Source organism: Acinetobacter sp. GWC1_38_13, assembly GCF_001767535.1.
GTDB lineage: Bacteria > Pseudomonadota > Gammaproteobacteria > Pseudomonadales > Moraxellaceae > Acinetobacter > Acinetobacter junii.
The window spans coordinates 10,538-26,926 of record NZ_MELG01000062.1 but is presented as its reverse complement, the minus strand read 5'-3'; the positions used below and the strand labels follow the sequence as shown (position 1 = coordinate 26,926).

At 39.8% G+C, this 16,389-nt stretch carries 17 protein-coding genes and 1 pseudogene; 15 read left to right on the top strand and 3 right to left on the bottom strand.

Going from position 1 to position 16,389, the window contains the following annotated elements; genetic code table 11:
- From ispH to rplS, 12 genes are all read left to right on the top strand, one after another.
- On the top strand, positions 1-841 hold an 841-nt coding region (ispH, locus tag A2003_RS06190; RefSeq protein ID WP_286686982.1), incomplete at its 5' end, for a 4-hydroxy-3-methylbut-2-enyl diphosphate reductase.
- Between the two features lie 140 nt (positions 842-981).
- Positions 982-1,455 carry a GspH/FimT family pseudopilin gene (locus A2003_RS06185; RefSeq protein ID WP_125299111.1) on the top strand — a complete coding sequence of 158 codons (474 nt, stop codon included), beginning with the start codon at positions 982-984 and terminating at the stop codon, positions 1,453-1,455.
- On the top strand, positions 1,452-1,955 hold the full coding sequence (gene pilV / locus A2003_RS06180; RefSeq protein WP_286686981.1) for a type IV pilus modification protein PilV: 504 nt from the start codon (positions 1,452-1,454) through the stop codon (positions 1,953-1,955). Before A2003_RS06185 ends, pilV begins: the two co-directional genes overlap by 4 nt.
- Position 1,956: 1 nt before the next feature.
- Positions 1,957-3,099, top strand: coding sequence for a PilW family protein (locus A2003_RS06175; protein ID WP_286686980.1), 1,143 nt, complete (start codon positions 1,957-1,959; stop codon positions 3,097-3,099).
- On the top strand, positions 3,099-3,878 hold the full coding sequence (locus A2003_RS06170) for a PilX N-terminal domain-containing pilus assembly protein (protein ID WP_286686979.1): 780 nt from the start codon (positions 3,099-3,101) through the stop codon (positions 3,876-3,878). Before A2003_RS06175 ends, A2003_RS06170 begins: the two co-directional genes overlap by 1 nt.
- Positions 3,879-3,891: 13 nt before the next feature.
- Complete coding sequence (locus A2003_RS06165) at positions 3,892-7,584, top strand: pilus assembly protein (RefSeq protein WP_286686978.1); 3,693 nt, start codon at positions 3,892-3,894, stop codon at positions 7,582-7,584.
- A 7-nt stretch (positions 7,585-7,591) separates the two neighbouring features.
- The gene (locus A2003_RS06160) at positions 7,592-8,059 is read left to right on the top strand and encodes a type IV pilin protein (RefSeq protein ID WP_194597070.1); all 468 of its coding nucleotides are present in this window, start codon (positions 7,592-7,594) and stop codon (positions 8,057-8,059) included.
- Positions 8,053-8,496 carry a type IV pilin protein gene (locus A2003_RS06155; protein ID WP_286686977.1) on the top strand — a complete coding sequence of 148 codons (444 nt, stop codon included), beginning with the start codon at positions 8,053-8,055 and terminating at the stop codon, positions 8,494-8,496. The genes A2003_RS06160 and A2003_RS06155 overlap by 7 nt, the downstream gene beginning before the upstream one ends.
- A 216-nt stretch (positions 8,497-8,712) precedes the next feature.
- Entirely contained in the window at positions 8,713-8,970 is a 258-nt protein-coding gene (gene rpsP, locus A2003_RS06150) for a 30S ribosomal protein S16 (RefSeq protein ID WP_004964546.1), read from the top strand.
- 16 nt (positions 8,971-8,986) lie between these two features.
- A complete protein-coding gene (gene rimM, locus A2003_RS06145) occupies positions 8,987-9,535 on the top strand; it encodes a ribosome maturation factor RimM (protein ID WP_004951620.1) in 549 nt (182 codons plus the stop codon).
- Between the two features lie 42 nt (positions 9,536-9,577).
- The gene (trmD, locus tag A2003_RS06140; protein ID WP_112986468.1) at positions 9,578-10,318 is read left to right on the top strand and encodes a tRNA (guanosine(37)-N1)-methyltransferase TrmD; all 741 of its coding nucleotides are present in this window, start codon (positions 9,578-9,580) and stop codon (positions 10,316-10,318) included.
- A 230-nt stretch (positions 10,319-10,548) separates the two neighbouring features.
- Positions 10,549-10,920, top strand: coding sequence for a 50S ribosomal protein L19 (gene rplS, locus A2003_RS06135; RefSeq protein ID WP_004660214.1), 372 nt, complete (start codon positions 10,549-10,551; stop codon positions 10,918-10,920).
- Positions 10,921-10,979: 59 nt separating this feature from the next.
- Here the strand turns inward: rplS and A2003_RS06130 are convergent, their stop codons facing one another.
- Together A2003_RS06130 and A2003_RS06125 are read right to left on the bottom strand one after the other, a co-directional pair.
- A complete protein-coding gene (locus A2003_RS06130) occupies positions 10,980-11,951 on the bottom strand; it encodes an esterase/lipase family protein (RefSeq protein WP_286686976.1) in 972 nt (323 codons plus the stop codon).
- 106 nt (positions 11,952-12,057) lie between these two features.
- Entirely contained in the window at positions 12,058-13,101 is a 1,044-nt protein-coding gene (locus A2003_RS06125; protein ID WP_286686975.1) for a lipase secretion chaperone, read from the bottom strand.
- A gap of 137 nt (positions 13,102-13,238) precedes the next feature.
- Here A2003_RS06125 and truB point away from each other — a divergent pair, with 137 nt between their 5' ends.
- The 3 genes from truB to A2003_RS06110 all read left to right on the top strand — a co-directional run bounded on the left by truB (position 13,239) and on the right by A2003_RS06110 (position 15,511).
- Positions 13,239-14,132 carry a tRNA pseudouridine(55) synthase TruB gene (gene truB / locus A2003_RS06120; RefSeq protein ID WP_125272479.1) on the top strand — a complete coding sequence of 298 codons (894 nt, stop codon included), beginning with the start codon at positions 13,239-13,241 and terminating at the stop codon, positions 14,130-14,132.
- 11 nt (positions 14,133-14,143) lie between these two features.
- A complete protein-coding gene (locus tag A2003_RS06115) occupies positions 14,144-14,914 on the top strand; it encodes a sulfite exporter TauE/SafE family protein (protein ID WP_039047081.1) in 771 nt (256 codons plus the stop codon).
- Positions 14,915-15,064: 150 nt separating this feature from the next.
- On the top strand, positions 15,065-15,511 hold the full coding sequence (locus A2003_RS06110) for a hemerythrin domain-containing protein (protein ID WP_039047080.1): 447 nt from the start codon (positions 15,065-15,067) through the stop codon (positions 15,509-15,511).
- A 31-nt stretch (positions 15,512-15,542) separates the two neighbouring features.
- On the opposite strand, the pseudogene A2003_RS06105 reads toward A2003_RS06110, so the two are convergent.
- Positions 15,543-16,389 (bottom strand): annotated as a pseudogene (locus A2003_RS06105) (EamA family transporter); the annotation flags it as partial.

Sequence of the window (16,389 nt, the reverse complement as noted above, 5' to 3'; positions counted from 1 at the left end):
TGAGGTCGTTCACAATAAATTTGTAGTCGATGATTTACGTCAAAGAGGTGCAGTGTTTGTTGATGAGCTGGATCAAGTTCCTGATGATTCAATTGTAATCTTTAGTGCTCATGGTGTATCAAAAGCCGTACAACAAGAAGCGGAACGTCGTGGTTTAAAAGTATTTGATGCCACTTGCCCATTGGTGACCAAAGTTCATATCGAAGTGACTAAATATGCCCGTGAAGGAACAGAAGCTATTCTAATCGGGCATGAAGGACACCCAGAAGTAGAAGGCACGATGGGGCAATATGATAAATCTAAAGGTGGAGAGATTTATCTCGTTGAAGATGAAGATGATGTGGAAGCGTTAGTTGTCAAACATCCTGAAAAAGTTGCTTTTGTAACCCAAACAACGCTTTCAATCGACGATACAGCAAAAGTTATTGATGCTCTGAGAAAAAAATATCCGATGATCATGGGGCCGCGTAAGGATGATATCTGTTATGCAACTCAAAATCGTCAAGATGCAGTTCGAGATTTAGCAGCTCAGTGTGATGTCGTTTTAGTGGTCGGTTCTCCAAATTCTTCTAATTCAAATCGTTTAAGAGAGTTGGCTGAACGCATGGGGAAATCAGCTTACTTAGTGGATAACGCTGATCAACTCGAAAAGCAATGGTTTGAAGCTAAAACAAAGATTGGAGTGACGGCAGGTGCTTCTGCGCCAGAAATCTTAATTAAGCAAGTGATTCAGCGTTTGCAAGATTGGGGCGCAACTCCACCAAAAGAGTTGGAAGGGAGAGAAGAAAATATCACATTTAGTCTACCAAAAGAGTTGCGTATTCAGGTGATACAAGCCTAATTCTATTAAGAAAATGTGAACTTGAAACGGATGGATTGCACTCCATCCGTTTTTTTATGTTCCTTATCTACTTTGTATTGGTTCTGTATGAGATAGGTTTAATATTTAAAGTATAGAATTCTAACTAACGGTACAAGGCAGTGCGAATAGATCAAGGGTTTACATTAATCGAGCTGATTGTGACCATAGCTATTTTTGCGATTATCGCAGCGATAGCTGCACCATCGATGAGTCAGCTTTTAGTCAAGCAAAATCTTAATAAAAGTACTCAAGAATTAATTGCTGTATTAAACCAAGGTCGCGCCAAAGCTGCTATGGAACGCAAAGAAATTACAATAAATTTAAATACAACCAATATAGCTGATAAAGATGTAGCGCAAAAAGATACAACCAGTACGAACTATACAACCTTAAACTGGATGCCGACTGGAAAGGCTGTTCTTAAAACAGGCTCAGCAACATCATTGAAGTTTTTACCTACCGGCTTAGTAAAAGATGCTACCGCAGATACATCTATTATTATTTGTGAACGAGCTTCTGGCTCATTATCCAAAACTGTAAGTATTTCAAGAATGGGAACAATTCAGCAAGTTGTTGAAGGAACATGCTCATGAACAATATATCAAAACAAAAAGGTGTGGGTCTAATAGAAGTATTGGTCGCTCTAGTGATTCTTGCTGTTGGAGTTTTGGGATTTGTTGCTCTGCAATATAGAGCGGTAGAGGCTACTTCAGAGGCAATTAATCGTGTACAGGCGATGAATGTTGCTCGTGACTTAGCTGAAAGAATTCGTGTTAATCGTGACAGTCTTGCTATGTATAAAAGCGAAATTAATACCGCTGAAAATCAAGAAACCTATGAAACGAACTGTATAACAGCTACATGTAGTGCTACTGCTCTTGCAGATTTTGATGTCTCACAAATTGTTAATAAAGCATCAAGTTTAGGTATGACGGTCAATATGCATACATGTGCAGATAATAATGATGGTCGCAATTGCATCTATGTAGCTTGGGGGGATACTAGTGCTACAGATGGAACGGGTACGGGTGATTGTACAAATGGTGCAGCATATAACACTACGTCGACCTGTGTGATTATGGAGACCTATTAGAATGAATCGTAAACAATTAGGTTTCACACTAATCGAGCTAATGATTTCCCTTACTTTAGGTTTAATTATTACAGCTGCTGCCGTCTTATTATTTGTGACTGGTCAGCGCAGTGCGGCTATGCAAAAAGGTGTGGCAGAACTGCAAGATAATGCTAATTTTGGTTTGAATTATATGACCAAAGATATTCGAATGAGTAATTTGAATATTAAAACGGCTGAAATCAATGATGCGACTCTTTATGGTGGTGTTGTCCTTACAACAAAAGATTCTACAGATGTGCAGTTAGATACGACAACTTCTCCTGCAACCCAAAAACCAACATTACCATTAACAATTACTCTTGCTAATGCTTTGGTATCACAGAGCGATAATCGTTTATCCTCTGTTGGTACTGGAAATCATTGGACGGGTATTTCAAATGTAGAAAATACTACGGGAACAGCATTAAGAAGTGATCAATTGGTAGTGCAGTATTTACCTCAATATATCATCGATAATAAAGGTACAACCAGCACTACTGATGATCAGTATGTAGGTGGATTTGACTGTGAAGGTAACGAAATTCGCTTCTCGGCTGCTGAGAATCTAAGGATATACGTGCAACGCTATTTTTTAAGGGAGGATGATAATCATGCAGCAAATGAAACCTCTCCTTTGGCATTGGCTTGTGATGCTGGATATTATGCGATAGGAACTTTTCATGGTGCGATTGCTGCGACAGGTACTTCACCAGCTATTCCAGCAACAATTCCGGCTACGGCTCCAACCTCTGTTACAAATTATGGTGACGCTGGTGAGATTATAATTAAACGCGTCGATCAGTTCAGGGTTTTATTAGGTGTGCAAAAGCCAGAAACAGATACATCTACGAGTACGCCTGTGACTAGTATCAAGAATCAATATATCTCGATCAAAGATTATATGGCTTTAACTGCACCTCGTCCTCGAATTTTATCGATACAATTAGGTATGTTAGTTCGATCAACTCAATCAGTCGGAAATGAATCAGCTGTTAAAGCAGATCAACAATTTACTGTTCTTGATCAAATTGTAAAAGTTAAAACATCTACAGATCCTAAATATATTCGTCAAGTGATTTCGCAAACAGTTGCATTGCGTAATGCTCTTGGGGAGCGTGAATAATGATAAGAAGACAAATAGGTGCAACTTTAATCGTGGTTTTAATTTTGTTGCTAGTGCTGACTGTGTTGGGAACTTTGGCAATACGAGGTAGTTTAACTGCTCTTAATATAGCTACTAATAGTCAGGCACAGCAACTATTGTTACAGAACTCTGATTCGGCAATTTTTAATGCTGAGAACCCTAATTTACTCACACTTAACACATCGCAAAGTGGGCTATTTGGGAAAATTAAAGCAGATGGAAACAAGGGGAAAGAATTGGTGTTTTGCTATAGAGGTACTCAAACGCAATTTTACCAATCAAGCAAAGCAAGTCTTATGAAGTGGTTCTCTGGAAATGCTCCGGATAATAGTGAAATAGGTTTAGATGGTTATTGTAAATTAGATAATACCAATAACTTCTTCACAAGTGGTCGAAAAGCAGTCATGACTCAAGTTGCAGTGAAGGTGAATATAGATACTTCAAACTCATTAGTGGGCTTAGATAAAGCATTTGATTTTATGCAGGTTGGAACTGATGTAGATAAAGCTAAAGTTGTCGAGTCAAATAAAATTCTAGTAATTGCGACTTCGATTGTTCCATCTATGAGTGCAGCTTCCGATGGTGATATAAATGCTTGTTTTAATAGCCATATGAATCATGTGGTTGTTCCAAGTGGTGTAACACCCACAACAGGGATGAATCAAAGTGTTGCAGAGTGTTTGAAGAACCTAGGGGTTCCTGTAAATACACAGATTGCTGAATACAATTTAACTCAAACTTTAGGTCGAAGTACTTGAGAGGTAAATTAAAATGAAAAAAACAACTCAATTAGCAGCATTTAAGCTCTCGGTATTATCAACACTCATGCTGTGTATCACTGCAAATAATTATGCAAGTGACACGGAGATTTATATTCCTCCTGGCGACTCTGACAAAAGAGCAAAAGTAATGTTTGTTTTGGATGTCTCTACCTACACATTCCAAAACCCTGAGAATTCCAGTGGTTCACAGGTGCAGCCAATACAATATGACTATGATCTGGGGAATAGATGTGATGGACCTACAGGTGCGCCAAATAATCTAAAATCATTTGCTGAGAGAAGATATGCTGGTACAGATTATGAATATACTGCATATTACTGTGAAACTCCGAGAGTAAATGCAAGTGCTGCTGCGCTACGTGGCTGTTATGATGCAACTTCCAGAGCCACAGCGATTTCTGATAGTCCTGCAGATCCACCTATTGCTTCTGATAAACTTCGTTGTTATGACCGTTTAAGTATTTTAAAGCAAAGTTTGACTGCTGTTATTAATAATTCCCGCTTTTGGGCAGCTGAAACATCTACAGATACTTCAAAACCAAATGTGTCAATTGGCTTCTCTTTTTTTCCTACTCAAAATTTATTCGGTCCACCGATGGCTCCACGACTATTAAATGCTGCAGGTCGTGATGCATTGAAGAAGCGTATATCTGGTTTGACTTATGGCACAGCGATGTCTACTAGCAGAATTGATGCGGGACTAGGTCTTCCTTTTCCAGATACAAACAATAGTGGTCAGAAAGCTCAAGTAACAAAGGCTTATGGGCGAGGTGTACAACAGCTCATTTCGTCTGCACAAGCTGACACAACGGTTAATGCGAAATGTTCTGGTTATGGGGTCTATACCCTAACAGCGGGCATTCCAGATAATGATGAAATTAAAGTCAGTGGAGGGGGGCGAGAATTACTTACCAATACATTAGATGCAGTAACGCGAAGTAATAATCCTCTAATGACGGCCACAGCTTGTGGTCTTGCAACAGAAACATCAGATTCAAATACAAGTAGTGAAAGCTATAAGTCTTGGCGATGTATCGAAAAAGCTGCTGAGCTCTTGTATAAGAAGCAGAATGTTTTGGGTGTTCCCATTTATACGTCTGTTGTGAGTTTGGGTAAAGAATTTGCTTTTTATCGAGCTGCTGATGGTTCAGCTGCTGGAGATTTTAAACCTTATGTAAGCGATGCTGTTTCAACAGAAGCTAACCCTGAAACTACTTTAGCCACTGTAGAATCTAGATATAATCAAATTGCTGCAACTACTAATAATAATGATATGCCTGTGTTAGAAAATCGTCGTTATGCGATTAGAGCGGGTGTGGCTGGAAAAGGAGGGTACTTTGCTGTTGCAAATGCTGCTGAGTTGCAAAGTAATATTGAACGTTTCTTGGATAGTATGGGGGAAGTTGATATCCCGTATCTTACTACGGGCGCACCTGTAATTCCTCAGGACCCACTTAACCCTGCTTTAGTTCAAAGCGATGCCTATTACTCTCAATTTAAGCCAACACCTAATAGAAATGCCAGCAAAAGAAATCAACTTTGGGCTGGAAATCTGAAAAAATATGATCTAACCAGTGCAGGTATCTTAAAGGGTAAAAGTAATGCTGCAGTTCTAGACAGTATTGGTAAGTTTGTTGAAACAACACATGATTTTTGGGCTCCTGATGTAAGTTCTACGGATAGCATTAGAGTTGCTGATGAAAACACTTGGGGGAGCGAATTGTATGCCAGAATGGGCGGTATTCGATCTCAATTACCACTGTCAACAACTGTTGTAGATGGGGTAACGCTTTCAAATCGCTTAATACTTACCAATCGTCAAGTGACCAATACTAATGGTTCCGTTTCGGTGAGTGAAAGTACAACATTGAGACCAATCAATTTAAATTATACGCAGGATGATCCGAAAAGAGCTGATCTGATGAAGTTGTTAGAACTACGTCAGATAGGGGCTGTTATGCATTCTTCTCCTTTATTGCTTTCAAACAAGGGGAAAATTACGTATAACGCGAACACGCAAGCACTTGCAGTCTCTAATCGTAGTGATTATGTCTTATTTGGAACGACTCAAGGTATTCTGCATGTAGTAAAAGCGGATGACTATACATCAACAAATGGTGGGGGTAAGGAGGTCTTTGCTTTTGTTCCTCATGAAATGATCGAAAGACAGAGTAAAGCATTTCTTTCTGCTGGTGTTATGAAAGGTGGTGAGTTTTATTATGGTATTGATGCACCCTGGACTGCTTATACAGAATATGTACCAGATTCAGATGATAATTTGACTGTAGGCCGGGGAAAACCAGCAGGTGCAAATCAATATTTGAATGGCAAGCAGTTTGTGTACGGTGGTTTGAGAATGGGCGGAAAAAGCTACTATTCACTTGATTTAAGTAATCTTGATTCAATAGATACAAATCGACCTACCTTAAAATTTCATATTAATCCAACAGGGACAGGCTCATTATCTAATCCACTTGGGTATATGGGCCAAAGTTGGTCTAAACCTAAGATTGCATGGGTTAAATGGAAAGGAGTGCGAAAATTAGTAATGTTTGTCGGTGGCGGATACGACACAGGATATGAAAGTGACACCTATGATCCAAACATTGCTCAAGGGGCAGGTGTTTACATGTTCAGTGCTGATGGCGATGATGCTGGTTCTCTTTTATGGTGGGCAAGTGCAAATGCATCAAGTACAACGACAGTTACTGATAATACAGATCAAACACGTTTGTATGACCCAAATTTGAGATATAGCGTCGTTAGTGATATTAAAACAGCTGATCGTGATAATGATGGCTTGGTTGATCATTTATATTTTGGTGATTTAGGTGGTCAAGTCTTCCGCGTTGATCTTAATAATCAAGCCGTAACTAGTGGTGGTTTTGCATCACGTTCTACTCGAATATTAAATTTACATCGTAATAATGGGGAAAGTCCGCGTTTTTATGCAGCTCCTTCATTTGCTGTGTTTGAAGATGTTACCAGTGGAACATTGTTCGCTGCAATTTCAATTGGTAGTGGTAATTTAAGCCGTCCACTAATTGATTATCCATCTACTTCATCACGTGACTACGATGCTTTATATACAATTTATGATAAGGATGTAGCTCGTAGCGACTTGTACACTACATCAACAATGAGAACACAAGATATTACTTTAAATACAACAGTCACAAATGATGTTTCAAAACTAAATGAAATAACAACGGCTGATCGTTTTAGACAAACTGCCGTATCAACAGGTTCTAGTCAGCCTCTCAACCCGATTGCTTCCTATTCTGGCACAGCTGGTTGGTTCTTTAAGTTTAAAGCTATTGATGGTACAGGTAGAATACAACAAGAAAAAGTTTTCTATACGCCTTCAGTACTAGATCACGATTTATATATTAGTACATATGATCCTTCGGAATTAGCTTTAAGAGGCGAGTGTGGAGGTGGTGTTAAAGGAACTAGTTCCGTAAGATTATTCTGTATGCCATATGGGCAGTGCTCTACAGACAGAAGTGAAACATTCACTACCGAAGCTAACGCAAGCGATAAGCTAGGAGCAGGAATTATCGATCACGCGGTTGCTGGAAGTGGAAATGGGCGTTTTGTACATATTCCAAGCCCAAGTAATTTATTAGATCGTTATAATTCGCCTGTTAAGTTAATTGCTCAACGCTGGTATGAACGATAGGTGAAACATGAAAAAAAATAACGGCTTCACCCTGATTGAATTGATGGTGGTTCTTATAATCATTGCGATTATCGCTGCCATCGCAATCCCTTCATATCAAGCTTATGCTCGACGTGCGCTTGCTGCTCAAATGCAGCAAGAAATGCAGCGTATCTCTGTGCTACTAGAACGTCATAAAGCACGTAATTTTAGTTACAAGGGCTTCGATCTATCCACCCAAGGTGTTGTTGCACCTAGAACTTATAGCTTTGATTTAAAAGATGGTGCAACTACTACTACAGCAGCCAAAGGCTCAGGTAATGGTAAATTACTTTCAGCTACTGATGCCTCAGGACGTTCTTGGGTTTTATATGGAATAACTTCTGATGCTCAAAACTATAACTTTCTAATGACGAGTACTGGCTTACGTTGTAAAAATAAAACAGCTGCGAATGTAGTCTCGACAGGATGTGGTACGGGAGAGGAGCCATGGTAAAATCCAATACGGGCTTTACACTTATTGAGGTTATGATTGTTGTTGCAATTATTGGCATATTAGCTGCGATAGCATATCCTTCTTATCAGAATCATGTTCGTAAAACCAAACGTGTCGAAATGCAGAGTACATTAATTGATCTTGGAGCAAAAATACAGCGTTATAAAATTGCGAACTTTAAAGTAAAGAATGCAACGACAACAGATCTAGGTATTGCAAGTGCTTATCCTTTACAGGGACAGGCGCTTTATGATGTGACTTTATCTCCACTAACGAGTGGCGCATTAAGTTCCGAAGCTTGGACATTAACTGCTACACCAAAAACTGGTACGAGCCAAACGGGTACAGGAGCAATTACTTTTAATTATCAGAATATAAAATGCTGGTATGATGGTAAGGATGCCCCAACATCGAGCGATACTTGTACCACATGGTAGTAATGTAAATAAGAACTTGAATTGGACACAGTTCAAGTTCTTTGAAACGATTTATCTGATCTAAAACAATAACTAAATTCAAAGCTGTGGATAACTCAAATTTAAGCTTTATTTTGCCTCAAATATAACGTAGAATGTCGCCCTCTATTAAAGGGGTTTGAAATGCTGTCGGTGGTCGGCGCAGGGATAATCCGTAAAAACTATAAGGTTGTTCTCATGGTTGTTATTCGTTTAGCGCGCGGTGGTGCAAAAAAACGTCCATTCTACCAAATCATCGTTACTGATAGCCGTAATGCACGTGATGGTCGTTTCATCGAACGTATTGGTTTCTTTAACCCAACTGCACAAGGTAAAGCTGAAAAAGTTCGTTTAGACGCTGACCGTTTTGCTCACTGGGTTGCTCAAGGTGCTCAACCTTCAGAACGTGTTGCTTCTTTAGCTGCTCAAGCTAAGAAAGCTGCAGCTACTGCTTAAAGGTAGTAGATAACCCATGACATCAATACAGAATGTTCCCGAAGATCGAATTCAGATTGGACAGTTACGTTCAGCGTATGGATTGAATGGGTGGCTCTGGGTTTATTCAAATACTGAACCTATGAGTAATATGTTTGACTACCTTCCTTGGTACATCGAGACTAAGGCAGGTTGGCAAACTATAGATGTAAAACGTTGGAAACCTCATGGCAAAGGCTTAGTTGTTGCATTAAAAGGTGTGAATGATCGCACAGGTGCAGAAAACTTAGTCGGTGCAAATATCTGGATTGCCAAATCTCAACTTCCTAAAGCTGATGTAGACGAATATTACTGGTCAGATCTTAAAGGTTTAACAGTATTAGGTCTTGGTGATGATGAGCAAGAGGTAAATCTTGGTCAAATATTTGAATTATTTGAGACAGGTGCCAATGATGTCATGGTGGTCAAAGCGACTGCTGACAGTATTGATGCTGAAGAACGAATGATTCCTTGGCATAAAGATGTAGTACAACGTGTTGATCTTGAAGCTGGTCGTATTTACGTTAATTGGGGCGTAGATTACTAATCCTCAATGGATTGTAACGCAGCAGGAATAGAGGAGTCTGCGATGTTTTTTGCAGTCATCACATTATTTCCTGAAATGTTTGAAGCAATTACGGCATATGGCATTAGCGGAAGAGCAACAAAAAAAGATATTGTGCAAGTCACTTGCATAAATCCAAGAGATTTTGCAGAGGGCAACTACAAACGAGTGGATGAGCGTCCTTTCGGTGGTGGTCCTGGTATGGTCATGATGGCTGAGCCTTTGGCAAAAGCAATTACCCATGCTAAACAACTTGCAATACAAGCAGGCTGTGTCCAAGCGCCAGTGGTGTATATGTCACCGCAAGGCAAAACCTTAAATGAACAAGCAGTGCAACAATTCGTTGATTATGATGGATTGATTGTATTATGTGGTCGTTATGAGGGTGTAGATGAACGTTTAATCCAGCATTATGTTGATCAAGAATGGTCAATTGGGGATTACGTATTATCTGGTGGTGAACTACCTGCGATGGTGTTGCTTGATAGTATTATTCGCCGTTTGCCGAATGTCATGTCTGACGAGCAATCAGCGATTCAAGATTCTTTTGTGGATGGTTTATTAGACTGTCCGCAATATACAAAACCTGACCATTTTGAAGGGTTGGATGTGCCTGAGGTACTTAAATCAGGACATCATGCCAATATCGAAAAATGGCGTTTTTTGCAGCGTTATCAGCGTACTTTAGATCGACGGCCAGAGTTGGTTGAAAAAGTAGAATTGACTAAGCAGCAAATAAAATGGTTGAAAAATTCACAAGGATAAATGCAAATCTAAATATGTTTTAGATATGTGGCTCATAAGTATGATTTATCTTTGTTCCAGACGAGAAGCATTGCTTCGAGTTGCTACTTAAACTTAGTTTAAGTTGAAAAATAGGCTCTTTAGGGCAATTTTGCTTTAAAGGGAAAGTTAAACGAGAGATATGCGCTTTAGCCTCTATCCTCAGCGGTGTAAGAGACCTCTTCTCTCCCGCACATATTGGAGATTCCACAATGAGTGGTAAACATCCTTTAGTTCAAGCTGTTGAAAATGCACAGTTAAAAACTGATATCCCTGCTTTTGCTCCTGGTGACACTGTTATCGTTCAAGTAAAAGTAAAAGAGGGTGACCGTGAGCGTCTTCAAGCATTTGAAGGTGTTGTAATCGCGAAGAAAAATCGTGGTTTGAACTCTGCTTTCACAGTTCGTAAAATTTCTAGCGGTGTTGGTGTTGAGCGTGTTTTCCAAACTCACTCTCCAATCGTTGCTAAAATCGAAGTGAAACGTCGTGGTGACGTTCGTCGTGCTAAACTTTACTACCTACGCGAGTTGTCTGGTAAAGCTGCACGTATTCGTGAAAAGTTACCAGCTCGTAAACAAGGTTAATTTTAACTTTGTTGTAAAGCAAAAAAATGCGCCAGATGGCGCATTTTTTTATGCCTGTTTTAAAGTCCCTGCAATTTCAGGCGATTGGCATGTTGACGATAAATATCAATTGGATCAGGTGCAAACAGTGATTTCAAACCTAAAACCTGATTCACTTCATCTGCATGATTCCAAGGGAGATCATCTCTGATCGTACGTCCAAACTTAGCGCTACAACGGCTGACCATACCATCATTGTCACCCTTGAGGTCAACAATCAGGCTGGTACCCGCAAATAAAGGATCAAGTGGGTCAAGGATGTTGGTCAGTGCCTGTGTCCCAGAGAATGAATACATATAAATGCCTTTATCCTGATAAGCGCCTTCACCACAGGCTGTGGTTGGTACGCCCATTGGGAATCGGGTGTTAAATGCTGTTGATCCCTCAACCGAAATACTACGCCCAGCGGCTAAAGCATCATGAGGATAGCTTTTTGGATCAAGTCCTTGTGCCCATGTAATTGCGCCTGAAAAGAAATTGACTACTGCATCGCCAGCACTACCTAATGCAGTTCCATCTACGTTCATAATCAAACTGGCAACGGGTGAACCTTTATGTGTTCCGCTTACACTGGTTAATGAGGCAACTTTATTCGGCATAATGCCAGCAACGTAGCGGATCGTTGGACCGCCTTGGCTATGACCAATTAAATTAACTTTAGGTTGTCCAGTAATCGCAATAATTTCTTCAACTTGTTGCGCTAGTTGTTCACCACGAACCTCAGTAGAGTTAAAAGGAGAAAGACGTGTCGCCCAGACATTTGCACCATTACGGGCAAGGTCGGGTAGAATTTGATGCCAATAATCAACGCCTAAAGGATCACTTCCTGCGCGTGAAAATCCTGCTACTCCATGTACAAAAACCATTGGGTATTTGGTTTTAGCATAAGTAGAGTAGGCCGTACCTGTAACTTGTGTTGCGTTTGATGCGTAGCTTGTTGATACGCCCATTGCTATCATGGATAGTGCAAGACAGCGGATTAGTTTTTGCATGATATTACTCTCAATTTTTGTTTTTCATCAGGGTCTTCATGTTCTTGCGAACTGACATTGCATCCGTGCTAAATCGCGTTATTTCAATGTCTTGTATTACGTGTTCCTAGTTGCTAAAAGGTAAGGGGCCTCCTTGGTCATGAACCGTTTCAAATGTTTGTAGACGTTGCTGTTCCTGTGGAGACTGGAACTGTTGTTGTTTGAGTTGTTGAATGGCCTGATCCTTGGCTGACGCACTCATTGTGCTGTCAGCAATGGTTTTGCGCTCACTTAAATAATGCTCAACACGTTGTTTCCAATCAGCTCGTTGCACATCAAGTTGCTCGAGACGTTGCGTTGCAGCTTCGCCAACGAGGTTGACACGCATGTCACGCAGTTCTTGCGCTGTACCATTTTTAGCTTTTATTTCAGCGGTTAAGGCACGCAAGTCTTCAAGTTTGGAAAGTTCTTTGAGATTTTCCTGCCAGTCTTGCGGCAGTTGGTCGAAGCGTTGTTTTAATAATTTGGCACGATTTGCGGCATCGAGTTTGGTGTTTTCTAAGATTTTCATGCGGTCGATGGTGTATTGCTGATAAATATCCTCAGTGCCAAATAAGCCTTCTATTTCAGGGTTTGAAAAGAAACGTTGTTTTAAATCATGCATGGCATTAAAAACAGTCTGGAAATATTGATAGCTTTCCTGAGCAGGCTGTTGCACCTGTAACTTACTTAGCTCTTGGCGATAATCCACATAGCGTGACCACAAGGCTAAAATCTGCTGCTGCTCCGATGCCTGAAAACCTCTGGCAATATAGCGCTGAAAACTCTGACGGATTTCATCAATATTTCGTTCGCCATATTGGGAAATGAAATATTCAAAGCAGTCTCGGGTCAGCTCATTCACCACTAATTTTTGTGATGCATTAAACTGTAGTTTGCAGTTGATTTCAGTATCGAGCTGGCTTGTGCTGTTGAATGTTGCATCAAGTGCTTGTGCCTGCCCTAAATTTTCAGAATGTTCTGCTGAATTGGAGGTGCCGCTGGATTGAGCAGTTGATTTGAACCGTGACTGCTGATCTCGAGGATATAACCAATACAATACACTCAGCGTGACTGCTGAAATGATCAATAAGCTACATAATAATGCTATTTTTTTTCCATTTTTATTCATTAAGCATAATCCATTTGCTTTTAATTTCGGAAACTAATATAAATTTATCATAAGTGTTGTTTTTTTAAGCGTTTAATTTTTAAAAATCCGATGAATAGTTTTGATAAAATACCGTTTTATACTTTGACTTTTCATTTATGAAAAAAAGTTCTTATCGCCATCTGAGTGGTGTTTTTTTGCTTAATAAGCCCTTGGGTTTAAGTTCTAATTCGGCATTGCAAAAAGTACGTCGACTTTTTAATGCACAGAAAGCAGGACATACAGGTGCTTTAGATCCGCTTGCAACAGGTTTATTACCGATTTGCTTAGGGGAGGCAACCAAGTTTTCGCATTATTTATTGGATTCTACCAAGCGTTATCAAACAACAGTAAAACTTGGACAAACAACTGCTACCGGTGATGTTGAAGGGGAAATTCTTCAACAAAGAGATGTGCTCGCATTAACTGAAGCTAATATTGAACAGGTTCTAGAACAGTTTCGTGGTGATATCAAGCAAGTGCCACCGATGTATTCGGCACTGAAACGAGAAGGTCGCCCTTTGTATGAGTTAGCGCGCCAAGGAATTGAAATTGAGCGTGAAGCGCGTCCAGTCACTATTTATGAACTCAAGCTTTTAAGTTTTACAGAAGACAGTTTGACCTTAGACGTGACGTGTTCTAAAGGAACTTATATCCGTGTGTTGGGGGAGGATATTGGTGAGGCTTTGGGCTGTGGCGGACATTTGACAAAATTACACCGTGTTCAAACAGGGCATTTTGAGATTAATCCAAACTATACCATTGAATATTTGGAAAGTTTGTCACTTGAACAACGGGATGCTTTATTGCTACCTGTCTATGCACCCGTTGAACATTTCCCTCGTGTACAGCTCCCTGAGGGACGCGAAAAATATTTTGGTAATGGGCAAGAAAGTAATATTGATCACGAAGCGGCAACGGAAGTATTAGTGTTTAATGGTGATCGTTGTTTGGGCTTAGCTGAAATTACAGATAAAAAACGATTAGTGCCAAAACGTTTATTGAATTTATAAGTATATAACTCATGGAGTGGGAACTCATTCTGAGTTTAATCTTTTTTGCTTTTTGTGCTGGAACAATTGATGCAGCAGTAGGTGGCGGTGGACTCATACAAATCCCTGCCCTAATGGGGGCACTACCAAATACCTCACCTGCAACAATATTTGGTACCAATAAGCTTGCTTCAATTTGTGGTACTGTATCGGCGGCATTTTCTTTTGCTAGGCGGGTCAAATTAAACTGGAAACTTTTACTTGTGATTGCCATTTTTGCATTCATAAGTTCTTTCGCTGGAGCTGCTTGTGTCTCCATGATCCCCACTCATATTCTAAGACCTTTTGTATTGGTCATGCTGGTCGTGATTGCGATTTATACATTTATGAAAAAGCAGTTTGGGCAAGTTCATGTGGATCAACGTATTACTCCTAAACTGTTGATCTTTGCTGCGGTCGGTAGTTTAGCAATTGGTTTTTATGATGGAATCTTTGGACCTGGAACAGGCAGCTTCTTTATTTTCTTTTTCATTCGTTTTTTGCAAGTTGATTTCTTGCATGCTTCTGCACTATCCAAAATTGGCAATTTCATGACGAATCTGGCGGCATTAAGCTTCTTTATACCAACAGGTCATGTGTTATTTGCATTGGGTTTAATGATGGCACTAGCAAATATTGCTGGTTCATTGTTGGGTGTACGCCTTGCTTTAAAATATGGAAGCGGATTTATTCGAATATTGTTTTTAATTTTGGTGAGTATTTTGATTTGTCGATTGGGTTATCAAATGATAGTTACTGTTTGAACCAATAGATAAAGTTTCACAACAAAAACATACCTAAATAATGCTGTCTAAAAAATCAACACTTTCTAAGATGGATGTTTAGCCAAAAACCGCAGTAACAAGATGCTCACGATCTCGTACTGTGGTTGTTCGCCAATCTTAGAGGTAAAAATGAATATATTTGAAGCACTTCGAGAAAGCCATGAACAGCAACGTAATTTAGCGAATCAATTAATTACTACCAGTGGATCGAGTGATGAGCGAAAAGAACTTTTTGATTTGCTCAAAAATGAATTATATGCTCACTCAGTTGCTGAAGATCGTTATTTGTATATTCCATTGATGTTTGATGATGTGGGTTTAGATATTACTCGGCATGCATTGGCTGAACATCATGAAATGGATGAATTGGTAGAAAAATTAGAAGAAACCGACATGAGTAATCCAAGTTGGTTAGCGACAGCAAAACAATTAAGTGAAAAGGTGCATCATCATTTAAAAGAAGAGGAACATAAGTTTTTCCAACAAGCAGGAAAAATTTTGGCAGATAGTGAGAAGGAAAAATTAGGTAAGAAATATCTAGCTGAATATAAAAAATATAAACGTTCAGATGCCTAATTTTTCTCTATTTAAAGTATAAGAAGTGATCTTACTGTGGTTGTGATTTTTCACCACGTAAGGTCACTCCAATTGATGCGATCATGATACAAAGAAGAGCGATCCATTGAATCAAACTAATTTGCTCATGCAGTATGAAGAGTCCTGCTAATGCTGCTAAAGCAGGTGCAAGACTCGTCAGTGTTCCATAACTGAGTTTGCTTAACCGTTTCAATGCCATCAAATCAAGCGCATAGGGAATGGCGGTGGCTAATACTGCAATCACTAGGGCTTTGCCCCAATATTGCGTATCGATTAAGGCAGGCGTGTTGTTCCAAAGTCCGAAGGGTAATAAGGTCAGTGCAGACAAACCAATCGCAATAGTAAGCGCATGCATCCCAATATTTTGTTGTACCACGCGATGCCCAAAATAAATATACAAGGCCCAAAAGAGTCCAGCACTTAAAGCGCAAGCAGCTCCAAAATAGGAGAAATTTTCCAAGTTCGCATCGTGCCAAGGAACCATTAATGCGATTCCTAAGATAGCAAAAACCACCCAAATATAATCACTGCGCTGTTTGATTGATAGTAATGCTAATCCTAAAGGACCGATGAATTCTAGGCCTACAGCAATCCCTTGAGGCAGTTTGCCTAAAGATGTATAGAACAAAATATTCATACAACCTAAGGATGCACTATAAAGTAATAAATCACGCCATTTTAAATACTTTAGCTTAGATAATACTTTCCATGAGCGGAACATGATCGCAACCAAAATCGTTGCAAAGCAGAGTCGTAGAATCGTGACGGTCAGTGGATCAAGTGTTGCAATAAGTTGTTTGGCGAACGAAGCGCTGATTTGATAAGACACCATGGAAAGAACCATGTACAGCACCGCG